Origin of the sequence: Bremerella sp. JC817 (assembly GCF_040718835.1) — a bacterium.
Taxonomy (GTDB): Bacteria; Planctomycetota; Planctomycetia; order Pirellulales; family Pirellulaceae; genus Bremerella.
Map to the genome: position 1 here is coordinate 519,710 of NZ_JBFEFG010000280.1, position 11,114 is coordinate 530,823.

Here is an 11,114-nt window from a genome sequence, read left to right on the forward strand (position 1 = left end):
TCTTCGAGGCATTCCGCATTTTTCCATAGGTCCAGCCATGAACGACGCAACTTCTGATCTAGTGCAGCACGACCTTGCCAATGATGTTCTTGTCCTGACCCCGAAGGTCGATCAAATGCGCGACACGGACGTGTGCTATTCGATCCACGACGAGATGACCGACTACGTTCAGCAGATCGAACATCGCCGGGTGGTGATCGACATGCAGAAAGTTAACTTCGTCAGCAGCACCGGGATCCTCGCCTTTTTGAACCTCCGCCGCGCCCTCTCGGAAACAGACGAGAAGGTGATCTTCTGCAATCTTTCTTCCGCCCTGGCCGGCATGTTCAAGATCTGCAAATTAATCTCGGAAAACCCTGACGATCCAACGCCGTTTTCGTCCGTAGACACTCTCGAGTCGGCCCTGACTGCCAGCTTCAGCTAGTGCTGGCAGCAGACGAAACCGATCGGCAGGCCGGCATCAAGGCACTCGGATGTCGGCTGGGATGGAACCATTTACCTCTGCGGCGGAGCAAGGCGGCATGAAGGCCAAGACCGATTCTTCCCTGGTTACGTTCGAAACGATCGACGATATCTACGTCGTTACACCTCGCGTCCAAAATATGCGGGACGCGAACATCTGCCTGAGTATTCGCGAGAAGGTCATCGATTTCAGCCGGACCCACCGCCTGGAAAAGGTCTTAATAGATCTGAGCCAGGTTCGCTTTATGTCGAGCGTGGGCGTCCGTGTGCTGGCAACTTTGCTGCGGGAAGTCTGCGAAGTTCAAGGGCGAATCGTGGCTTGTGGTCTGCATGGAGAGTTGCGGGGAGTTCTATTCGTTTGTAGCCTAATATCAGACGATATTCATCAACCGGGTCCCATTGAAGTCGCCGCCAGTCGTGACGACGGCCTCGCGTGCCTGCGTTCCCTTTAACAAGGCCTCCCACCCCCATGCCCGACCTCCTGCTTGAAGCCGTGAACCCCGTCCTGCCTTCCCGCGATGTGAAGGCCGCCATCCAGTTCTATGTCGAGAAGCTCGGCTTCTCGGTTTCGTACCAGGATGCAGACGATCCACGTTATGCGTCGGTGATTCGCGATCGTGTCGAAATCCATCTCCGCTGGCACGATGCTTCCAGCTGGGATCGCGTCGAACGGCCGAACATTCGAATTGCAGTTTGCGATGTCGAGCATTTGTACAGCGTGTTTCAGCCGCTGGGGATCTTCGCGTCGGACACGACGCTTCGTGATACCGCTTTCGGGACGCGGGAGTTTGGCTTCTTCGATCCTGATGGCAACCTGCTGACGTTCTATTCCGATCTGGGCGAATAAGCTCCCTGAACGTCCGCTGCTCATTCGAGAGAAGGGGACCGGCGACACGCGATGAATCATCCTCCGGTCCCACCGATTAACTGGTCGAAGCGCCTGATCTACCTCGCCTGTGCGATCTTCTTTTTCACGCTGGCGATTATCGGGATGGTTTTGCCCATCGTCCCGGCAACGCCGTTTCTGCTGGTGACCAGCTACTTCCTGGTGCGTTCGTTCCCGAAGCTGAACGACCTGCTGCTCGATACACCCTACTTCGGGCCTATCTTGTACGACTGGGAAGTTCGCAAAGGGATTCGCCCGATCGTCAAGCTGCAAGCGATCGGCACGGTGGTGCTGGGCTGGGGGATCTCGATCTTGCTCTTTCCGATTCCGGTCTGGGCGTTGATCTTGATGGCCGTACTGGTGATCGTGGGGATCGTGTTCATCTATCGCGTGCCAGCGCCACGCGAGATCGATCCGAAGGCAATCACCGAGGAAGCGGAAAAGGAAGAAACGCAGCCTGAGCCCGAGAGCCATTCCATCAAGCCGACGCAACCGCCATCGAGCGTGGCGAAAGATCGTTAGGCGATGCCTGCTTGTTGTAAGGCAAGAAACGCCAGACCGACGAACCACAGTAATGTGATGACGGCCATGATCACCAGAAAGATGCGATTCCGCTGAGGCGGATTGGCCGTGGGCAGGTACATCGGGGCTTTGCGTGGCACGGCCGCCGGAGCTGGCTCCTTCGCGGTTTCCTGCTTCTTCTTCCCGGCCATGCTTGGTTGCTTTCGCGCGTGGGGGTCGCTTCTTACGACTGCCCCGATTCCTCGGAGGTTTCAAACTCGAAGTCGTTCACAAACGCTTCCTCGAAATCGTACTGATCGTCGAAGTCTTCGCGGCGATCTGACTTCGACTTCCGCATCATGCCGATGCCAATCAAGTTGTACACGATCTCGCCAAAGTCGCTGGTCGTGTGGAGTCCCCACGAATTGAGCACCACCTTGGCCAGCAAGCCGTACTGCTGCAGGGCATAGGTACGAATCGCCTGGCAAAGAATCTGGCCGGTCAGATGCCGTTCGACGTCTTCATCTTCGTCCCAGCTTTCGAGTTCTTCGTCGAAATCGTCTTCATCTTCGTCGAAGCATTCCAGGTCGAGGTCTTCTTCCTCTTCCTCTTCCTCGTCCAGTTCGATCTGCTCTTCGTGAAAACGTTGTCCGAAAGAGAGGGCTTCGCGCACGAACTGGTACGCTTCCATGCGGTAGCGCGGGTCGTCTTTCAGCAGCTGCATGAAGGCCGAATAAGTGTCTTCGGACATGCGGTTAATCCTCGGTGGCTTCTGGGTTGCTTTGATTTGGGTTGCCGCCTTCGTCCGGGGCATCTTTCTTATCGCGGCGTTTGCCACGTCGCGACGATCCCCCGGTACTGCCGTTGCCTCGCTTGAGGACTGTCAGCACCTCGCTGGCATCGATCATGATATTGCGGTTGTCTTCCATCCGCACCAACAATTGTCCGGCCAGGATCTCGTGGTTCAGCACGCGGCCTCGGCCACTGCCGGTCACGATATCGCTACCAATCGGAGGCAGATCACGCTGCAGCTCTTCGTAGGTATCATACTCGTAGCGCAGGCAACATTTGAGTCTTCCGCAGCGACCTGAAATCTTCGTTGGGTCGAGCGTTGCCTTCTGCAGCTTGGCCATCCGCATCGAAACGGGGGGCATCTCGCTGAGGTGCGTGTTGCAGCAGACGGGCTTACCGCAATCGCCGTAATCGGCCAGCAGCTTGGCTTCGTCGCGAACACCAATCTGACGCATCTCGATTCGCGTTTGCAGTTCCGATGCGAGTGCTTTGACTAGCTCGCGGAAGTCGACCCGTGATTCGGCGAGGTAGTACACCACGACGCGTTCGCCACCGAACAAATGCTCGACGTCGACCAACTGCATTGGCAGATTCATCTCACCAATCACGCGGCGTACCGTTTCAACCTCGCGCTGGGTATCCCCCAGCATGTGCAGCATCTGCTTCTCGTCTTCGGCAGACATTGCTCGCATGATACTGCCAAAAGCAGGATCGTTCAGCTGAGCCACCGCTTCGTCGGTCGCTTCGCACAAAACTTCACCCACCTCCAAGCCTCGCTTGGTGCGGATGATGACCTTATCGTCGCGGACATATTCATCCTTGGCACGGGCCGAGAACACGCCGATGAAACGCATTGCCCCGTAGCGAATGATGTATTTCGCCATACTGGTAGTCTTTATTCCGTCGATGCCCAGTGGGGAAGGTTTCGACGTGGAAGATGCCTTGGGTTGCGGGCTTTCCGCGAGTCAGGGGGCACCGTAAAGGTTAAGGAAACCTTCGCAGTATAACCTGATAACCGCCTCCACTGAAATTGGGAACGCTACGGCAGGATTTCGTCGACGCTTTCTGGCGGACGTCCTAGCCGGGCCTGGCTACCCACCACTACGATCGGCCGTTCAATGATCTTAGGATTAGCCGCCATCTGGGCAATCCATTCCGCATCGGTGGTAGCAACCGGCAAACCCAGTGCTTTGTGGTCCTTCTTTCGGACCAACTGCTCGGGCTTAAGGCCCAGTTTTTTCAGCAGCTGCTTCAGAGTCTTCACGTCAGGGGGGTTATCCAGATAGAGCTCGACCTTCGGCTCGATCCCCTGATCTTTCAGCCGGGCTAAGGTCTCTCGGCTCTTGGTGCAGCGTGGGTTGTGATAGATGGTGACGGTCATAATTCCGATCGCTGCCGCAAGGCAATGGGGTTTTAGGAGATTCGGGAAACCGAGGGCAACCCACAGGTAACCCTTTTGCCTCCCCGGCATCCTAGTAACAGAGCACCGAGGGAGGGGATCCGGAAGGTTGTCCCGGACCGGCTTTCCTCCATAATAAAAGCAAGCCCCCCGGGTTGTGAACCTGCCTGGAATCCGCAATTCTATTGGGTTACGCTCGGGATACCGGCCTGCGGCACCTTCGGGCTCTGCTTGATCTCATGAGACAATCAAGACGACACATAACCAACACGTACCAATTTGATCGGGAGTAGCCACCATGGCCCAAGTATTTAACGAAGACAACTTTGACGCTGAAGTGCTGCAGTCGAGCGAGCCAGTCCTGGTCGACTTTTGGGCTCCTTGGTGCGGTCCGTGCCGTCAGTTGGCACCGGTTATCGATCAGCTGGCCACCGAATACGAAGGTTCGGTCAAAGTCGGTAAGGTCGACACCGATCAGAATCCTAACCTGGCCGTGAAGTTCGGTATCCAGAGCATCCCGACCGTCATGATCTTCAAGAATGGCGAAGTCGTGAATCAAATGCTCGGCAACCAGCCAAAGGCCAACTTGCAGCAAGCGCTTGACGCTGCCAAGGGCTAAGGCGAAGCCGCCCAGGCCCAAGCGTCCAGCATCTGGATGCAGAAACCAGCTAGCAAAGACGGAGGACCATCGGTCTCCGTCTTTTTTGCTGCTAGCGTCCCGGCATTTCAACCAGCCTAGCCGTTAAACTCAACTTTTCAGGCACATCATGCCGATGCGAAAGGATGGCTGAGTATCAGAACCGATCCGCCGCTCCTTTCGATTATTCGCCATGAAGCCGACCACTCGCAAATCGAACATCTCGAATCCACCCGCCGAGCTCTCTGGGCACGTCGGTCCAGATTTGCGAATTGATGGTGCGCACACTGCTAACATCGAATCGAATTCGCCCGAGTCGTACGAAGACGACCATGGCGTCGATCTCTCGGCCGGCGACCTCGATATGCTGCCTGATTGGCAGCGCCGCCAGATCAATCAACTGGCTCGCCTGATGCGGGATCGCCAGATGGAGCTCGATCGGCGCGAGGCAGAGTTGAACGCTCGGATGGCGAACTTCGAAAGTCAGCAGCGAAGTGCCGCCCTGGCAATGGCGGAAGAGTTGCCTTATATGGCAAAGCCGGCCGCGTCCCCTGAACCTGCTCCGGCGCGATCTTCCAGCCCGCTACGAACTATTGAAGAGACCATCCGCGCGTGGCGTCGCAAGTGGCGAGGTCAGTCCGCGACCCTGCAAGTCGACGAAGCCGAAGTTACCGACAGCGTAACGGTGCGACTGGAAAAACTTTCGGAAGCGGAATCGCAACTCGCCCAGCAATGGGCGCTGCTGAAGAATGCCCGGTCGCTGCATTCGCTTCGCGAGAAAGAGTTTGCTGGCTATGCCCAGAAGCTCGAGCGCGAGATCGAACAAAGCCGAACTCAGCAGCAGCAGTGGCTCGATCAGGAACAAAGCCAGCTGGCCCAGCAGCGCGACGATCTGGTCTATCGCGAATCGGAACTGGCCAAGGTTCAGCACGAACTGGAAATGGCCTTCGAAGACCTACGAGTCATTCGCGACGAACTGGAACTGGCCTGGGCCGAGATCCGCGTGCGGATTCCTTCGTCCCTACGACGCCGACTCGATCAGCAAACCGAGAAGGCGGTCGAGCGGTTCGATACCGCCACCTACGCTCGCAATCAGGCGACCCGCAGCGAGATCCGCAACTTGCTACAGCAGTTGGAACTGGTGAAGCTCGAGATCCAGGAAAGCCAGGTCCAACTGGAAGACTACTCGCAGCAGCAAGAGGCCGAGATGCGACGTGCCCGGAAAGATCTGGCCGATCGCGAAACGCTCGTCCGTGCTCAGCTTGCCGAACTGCGTCGGGAATACGAGTCGCTGAATGACTCGAAGCTCGAGATTCTTAAAGATCGCTACCAAGAGCTAAGCCGCGAGATTGCCTCGAAGGCTGCGTAGCATTTCTTCGATTCGACGAGCGCATGAAAAAGGGGGCGTTCCCAAGAACACCCCCCGAATCGTGCTGATTCGTTTGGAATCGTTCGCGATTAGCTATCGCTGAGCGAAGCACTCGAGCTGCTGCTCGACTGATTCTTGGTGCGTTCTGCTTCACGCTTCTTGGCAACTTCGGCTGCCTTGTAAGCGACTTCCAGTTCTGCACGGCTGAAGTAAGGGGTTGGGCCGCCGATCAGGTGTTCGACCTGCTTGTTGGCCAGTTCTTCCCAGCTCATGCCGTTGTTCAGGTGCCATGCGGCTGCCTGGGCACTACGCTGGTTCAGTTCGCCACTGCCCAGCATCTGGCAGATGTCTGCGACGCCTGGCTTGGTGGTGTAAGCTTCGATTGGCTTCAGTTCGTAAGGGATCTGCGGATCTGGATCTTCCAGGCCGTGGTCCAGGCAAACGCCTTTGACCTTCACGCGAGCGACCTTCTCTGGCATGACGTTGAAGAAACCACCGCCGCCACCGCCGCCGTTGTTTCCGAAACCGCCGCCGCCGCCATTGTTACCGAAGCCACCGCCGCCGCCGCCGCCGAAGCCTTGGTTACCACCACCGCCGCCGCCGTTGTTACCGAAGCCGCCGCCGCCTTGGTTACCAAAACCGCCGCCGCCACCGTTGTTGCCGAACTGGGCGAGAGGAACACCAGCAAACGCTGCCGGCATCGCGACACGCATCTTCTTCTTGGTCTTGTTGGTAACGATGATCGTTCCCTTTTCCGAGTTCATCGGAATGAACTTCACCTCGATGTCACCGTTATCCATTGCCTGGAACAGTTCCACCGTTTCGACTTCGTTGGTCGAATCCGATGCTTTGCTGTCATCCGCCACAGCCATCGAGGCCAAGCAGCCCAGCACGGCCACGCACCCAAACAATCGCCCAACCATGTGCCATTTCATGAGAAAACTGCTCCTATGATTCGCTCCTCTGAGGCGACCGCCGGCGAATCAACAAATCCAATTTGAGATGATTTCGAGACAAGAACCGATCAGCTCCACCGGTTTGATACCGGGAACTGTGGATGCTTTTCCTACCCAATACGCAGGATACACGACACCTTAAGCTTAATTGCTGTTTGGCAGTAAGCCAACAATTTTGCGCGCGGGTTCGAAATCCACCTGAAATAGGGGAATCCACCACAAAATGGGCAAACAGGGCAATTTCACCCCCTCCGAGCTACTGGGGCACTGTTTCTCCATTCGAACCAGTAGCCGATCGTTTCGATCGGGACCCACCATTAGCCATCCTAATGGAAATTCACCTTCCGCAAAACGGGCATTAATGCGGTTCATAATGAAGAATTCCCCCTCTTATCCCACGCTTTTCGGTTTTAACCACCCCGATAATGTGGATAATGGCGGCAGCTCCACTCGGTTGCCGATGGATGACCGATTGTGGGACACCACCTGAGTTCGACACCTTGGAACCTGCCGTCGGTCTACAAAGGAGTGGCACCATGTTTCTCGACTTCGGCATCTGGTTGTTTGTTCTGCTGGCCGCGATCACCTCTTTAGTGCAGGCCTACTTCTTCTTTCTTGGCATGGTGAAGTCCGATCCTGGGACCTCGCGCATGCAAGAGATCGCTGGGTACGTCCGGCAGGGAGCCAACGCCTATCTGACCCAGCAGTACATCGTGGTCTCGATTTTCTTCGTCGCCATCGCGGTCGTTCTGGCGATCCTGGCGTTTGTGTTCGAGGTGCAAAGTCACTGGGTTCCGTTCGCCTTCATGACCGGCGGGTTGTTCTCAGGCCTGGCGGGCTGGATTGGGATGAAAACTGCTACGCTGGCCAGCAGCCGCACAGCCGCTGGGGCACAGCGTTCGTTGAATCAAGGCCTGCAGGTCGCCTTCCGCAGTGGCGCCGTGATGGGACTGACCGTGGTCGGGCTGGGGTTGTTGGACGTGGTCATCTGGTTCGGCGTGCTGTATTGGATCTTTCAACTTTCGCTCTTCGAGATCACCGTGACGATGCTTTGCTTCGGCATGGGAGCAAGTTGCCAGGCGTTGTTTGCCCGCGTCGGTGGCGGCATCTTTACGAAGGCGGCCGACGTCGGCGCGGACCTGGTGGGGAAAGTCGAGCAGGGTATTCCGGAAGACGACCCGCGCAATCCAGCTTCGATTGCCGACAACGTGGGCGACAACGTTGGCGATGTCGCCGGGATGGGTGCCGACCTCTACGAAAGCTATTGCGGCAGTATTCTCGCGACCGCAGCGCTTGGGGTCGCCGCATTCGCTTCGCCTGGCATGGCCGAAGCCGCTGGTTACGAGAACGTTGCCGATGCGCAGCTCCGGGCGTTGTTCTTACCGATGGTGATCGCGGCGTTCGGCATGTTGCTTTCCATCGCCGGCGTCTACCTGGTTCGGACCGGCGAAGATGCCACGCAAAAGAACCTGCTGGCTGCGTTGTCACGCGGGATCAACGCGGCGACAGCAGCGGTCGCGATCATTTCGATCCTGGTTTGCTGCGCGATGATGCCTGCCGTTCCGGTCGCTTCGTATTCGCTGGGTCTCACGATCCCAGGCGTCGCCTTCAGCATCCTCGTCGGTCTTGCCGCAGGCTGGTTGATCGGCAAATGGACCGAGTACGCCACCAGCGACGAATTCACTCCGACGAAGAAGCTTGCCGAGCAATCCGAAACCGGCCCCGCCACGATCATCATTGGTGGTATCGCCGATGGCATGCTGAGTGTCTGGCCTCCGGTGCTGGTGATCAGCATCGCGACGATCTTGTCGTTCGGTTTCGCGAACGGCTTTCACTTCGACGATCCTAATTTGTTCTCGTTGGGTTTGTACGGCGTCGGTATCGCCGCGGTCGGAATGCTGAGCACGCTGGGCATCACCCTCGCGACCGATGCGTATGGTCCGATCGCGGACAACGCTGGTGGCAACGCCGAGATGTCGCATCTGGAACCGGTCGTGCGAGAACGAACCGACGCGCTCGATAGCCTTGGCAACACGACTGCGGCAACGGGCAAGGGCTTCGCGATTGGATCGGCAGCGCTGACCGCTTTGGCGCTTATGGCTGCCTACGTGGAAGTGGTTCGCGAAGGCTTTCGCCGCTGGGGTGACAGTGTGGCAGCGGAAGTCGAGTACGACGTGCCGACCAAGATTGCTCCTGGTTTCGTCGTGCTGAAACATCAGGAAGATGGCGTCGATATGGTGAACGGGTACCTGACGATGCCCGGTGATTTGCGGCACGAGAAAGTTCAGGCCCTCTGGAAGAAAGCAGGGGAGGATGGCCAGCCCGCTGCGCTCGCCACCGACCTGGTTCGCATCGCCGAGCCAGGTGCGGAACCGAAGTTAGAGTTCGCCGAAACCGGGGCTTCGCTGGTTCATATCCATCAGGCCAGCCTCAGCGATTTCACCACCTATTATGAAGCAACGGTGATGAACCCAAAGGTTCTGGTGGGGATCTTTGTCGGGGCGATGGCGACGTTTGTCTTCTGCGCGATGACGATGAAAGCGGTCGGCCGGGCCGCGAAGGGAATGGTGGAAGAGGTCCGCCGACAGTTCCGCGAGAAGCCTGGTATCATGAACAACACCGAACTGCCTGACTATGCCGCGCCGGTCGAGATCAGCACGAAAGCGGCCCAACTCGAAATGATCGTGCCGTCGCTGCTGGGTTTGATCACACCATTGGCGATCGGTTGGATTCTGGGCGTGGGTGGTGTCCTGGGTCTATTGGTCGGAGCCCTGACGACTGGCTTCTGCCTGGCGATCTTCATGGCCAACAGCGGAGGAAGTTGGGACAACGCGAAGAAGTACATCGAGGCGGGTCATCACGGAGGGAAGGGGAGCGATGCCCACAAGGCCGCAGTCGTGGGTGACACCGTTGGTGATCCCTTCAAGGACACCAGCGGACCAAGCTTGAATATCTTGATCAAGCTGATGAGTATGGTCAGCGTGGTGGTTGCCGGATTTGTGGTCCGCTACAGCCTGGTCGCGTTGGGACTGTTTTAATCAGGCCGTTGGCAATTCCGCACGTTCCTATGGGGTGCGTGCCTGATGACTCAGCGGAGCAGACGTTCCGCCGACCTTCTCAAGTTCGATCCAGCCGACTACTTTCACGTCGCTGTCGGCCGCGGCAGATGGAACGATCTGCTTGATTCGGACCTGGTGTCCCAGGATGTCGAGTTGATCGCCTGGGCGGATCGTCAATTCCGTGGTTGGTCCATCTTCCGATTGACGAATCGATCTTTCGTCGCGACGCAGCGTTTGTGTGCAGCGACCGATCTGGGCTTCCGATCCATCGGCGGCGATGGAGAGCAAGGTGATCTGCTCACGAGTCGTTTCCATTGGCTGTTGTGGCTGGCGGAAGAACTCCTCGTTGCCGAACAGTTCGGCAACTTCTCCTAGGACCAACGTCCGGCAATCTTCCGATGGTCGCCAATCGCTCGACAGGTCGGTCGTTCGGTCGACCATATTGATCGAATGGTTCCCTTTAATGTGGACCTCGAAGACGTGTCCGTAATAGGGAAACCAATCACCGTTTTTGATGGTGACTCGCCGACCTTCTTCGGCGTAGCGAAGATCGTCGCCGTCGAATTCTCGCCCGAGGTAGTGCGTTAGCAGGTACTCATCATCGCCGGGCATTTGGTGGATGGATAGCTGTTCGACTTTCTGAAGAGGATTCGGAAGTCGGACACCTCCCGCGTTCAGATGCCGGAACGAGGCAGTGTATTGGCGGGGGTAGGTTCCATGCTCCCGGAAGTAATCTTCGCCCACCGGATTGTTCTGGTAGTAGAGGTCGGGCGAGGTCCGCCGAAATTGGATCGGATCGACATCGCAGCCAACCGTCAGCGTAACCAAAATCAAAGCAACCAACGCAGCCAGGCGAAACATAGGCGAACTCCGATATGGGGAAAGCGACCAACGCGAACGTACCCTCGGTCCCAGGTAAGACGATCCACCATCGGGGTGTGGTTTTAGAAAAAAGGGCTGAAAAGCAAGAAGTCGCGTTCTTTTCCGTTTTTTGCGATCGGGCCGCTTTCCCGTTTACCCCGTGCGTGTGGCTGGATTTCCTCCGTTACACAC

The 11,114-nt window shown here is 57.3% G+C and carries 13 protein-coding genes; 7 read left to right on the plus strand and 6 right to left on the minus strand.

The window, feature by feature from the left end; translation table 11 throughout:
- Nucleotides 1-37 precede the first annotated feature (37 nt).
- The 4 genes from AB1L30_RS20410 to AB1L30_RS20425 are packed head-to-tail and all read left to right on the plus strand — an operon-like array spanning nt 38 to nt 1,870.
- A complete protein-coding gene (locus AB1L30_RS20410; protein WP_367015480.1) occupies nt 38-424 on the plus strand; it encodes an STAS domain-containing protein in 387 nt (128 codons plus the stop codon).
- A 49-nt stretch (nt 425-473) separates the two neighbouring features.
- On the plus strand, nt 474-914 hold the full coding sequence (locus AB1L30_RS20415; protein WP_367015482.1) for an STAS domain-containing protein: 441 nt from the start codon (nt 474-476) through the stop codon (nt 912-914).
- 17 nt (nt 915-931) lie between these two features.
- A complete protein-coding gene (locus AB1L30_RS20420) occupies nt 932-1,309 on the plus strand; it encodes a VOC family protein (protein WP_345089525.1) in 378 nt (125 codons plus the stop codon).
- A gap of 51 nt (nt 1,310-1,360) precedes the next feature.
- Nucleotides 1,361-1,870 (plus strand): YbaN family protein, encoded by a 510-nt coding sequence (locus tag AB1L30_RS20425; protein ID WP_367015484.1) that lies wholly within the window; start codon nt 1,361-1,363, stop codon nt 1,868-1,870.
- Here the strand turns inward: AB1L30_RS20425 and AB1L30_RS20430 are convergent.
- The 4 genes from AB1L30_RS20430 to arsC all read right to left on the minus strand — a co-directional run bounded on the left by AB1L30_RS20430 (nt 1,867) and on the right by arsC (nt 4,025).
- On the minus strand, nt 1,867-2,061 hold the full coding sequence (locus AB1L30_RS20430) for a hypothetical protein (protein ID WP_345089519.1): 195 nt from the start codon (nt 2,059-2,061) through the stop codon (nt 1,867-1,869). The two genes, AB1L30_RS20425 and AB1L30_RS20430, sit on opposite strands and share 4 nt — an antisense overlap.
- Before the next feature lie 32 nt (nt 2,062-2,093).
- Nucleotides 2,094-2,600, minus strand: coding sequence for a Minf_1886 family protein (locus tag AB1L30_RS20435; protein ID WP_367015487.1), 507 nt, complete (start codon nt 2,598-2,600; stop codon nt 2,094-2,096).
- A gap of 4 nt (nt 2,601-2,604) precedes the next feature.
- Entirely contained in the window at nt 2,605-3,525 is a 921-nt protein-coding gene (ricT, locus tag AB1L30_RS20440; protein ID WP_367015489.1) for a regulatory iron-sulfur-containing complex subunit RicT, read from the minus strand.
- A gap of 155 nt (nt 3,526-3,680) precedes the next feature.
- Entirely contained in the window at nt 3,681-4,025 is a 345-nt protein-coding gene (arsC, locus tag AB1L30_RS20445) for an arsenate reductase (glutaredoxin) (protein WP_367016452.1), read from the minus strand.
- Nucleotides 4,026-4,338: 313 nt separating this feature from the next.
- Here arsC and trxA point away from each other — a divergent pair, with 313 nt between their 5' ends.
- Nucleotides 4,339-4,659 (plus strand): thioredoxin, encoded by a 321-nt coding sequence (gene trxA, locus AB1L30_RS20450; RefSeq protein ID WP_345089507.1) that lies wholly within the window; start codon nt 4,339-4,341, stop codon nt 4,657-4,659.
- 211 nt (nt 4,660-4,870) lie between these two features.
- Nucleotides 4,871-6,046 (plus strand): hypothetical protein, encoded by a 1,176-nt coding sequence (locus tag AB1L30_RS20455; protein ID WP_367015491.1) that lies wholly within the window; start codon nt 4,871-4,873, stop codon nt 6,044-6,046.
- A gap of 89 nt (nt 6,047-6,135) precedes the next feature.
- On the opposite strand, the gene AB1L30_RS20460 is transcribed toward AB1L30_RS20455, so the two are convergent.
- Nucleotides 6,136-6,981, minus strand: a complete 846-nt coding sequence (locus tag AB1L30_RS20460) for a hypothetical protein (RefSeq protein WP_367015493.1) — start codon at nt 6,979-6,981, stop codon at nt 6,136-6,138.
- Nucleotides 6,982-7,538: 557 nt separating this feature from the next.
- On the opposite strand from AB1L30_RS20460, the gene AB1L30_RS20465 reads away from it, so the two are divergent.
- Nucleotides 7,539-10,040, plus strand: coding sequence for a sodium-translocating pyrophosphatase (locus tag AB1L30_RS20465; RefSeq protein ID WP_367015495.1), 2,502 nt, complete (start codon nt 7,539-7,541; stop codon nt 10,038-10,040).
- A gap of 27 nt (nt 10,041-10,067) precedes the next feature.
- Here AB1L30_RS20465 and AB1L30_RS20470 read toward each other — a convergent pair whose 3' ends face one another.
- Entirely contained in the window at nt 10,068-10,922 is an 855-nt protein-coding gene (locus tag AB1L30_RS20470; RefSeq protein ID WP_367015497.1) for a hypothetical protein, read from the minus strand.
- Nucleotides 10,923-11,114: the final 192 nt, after the last annotated feature.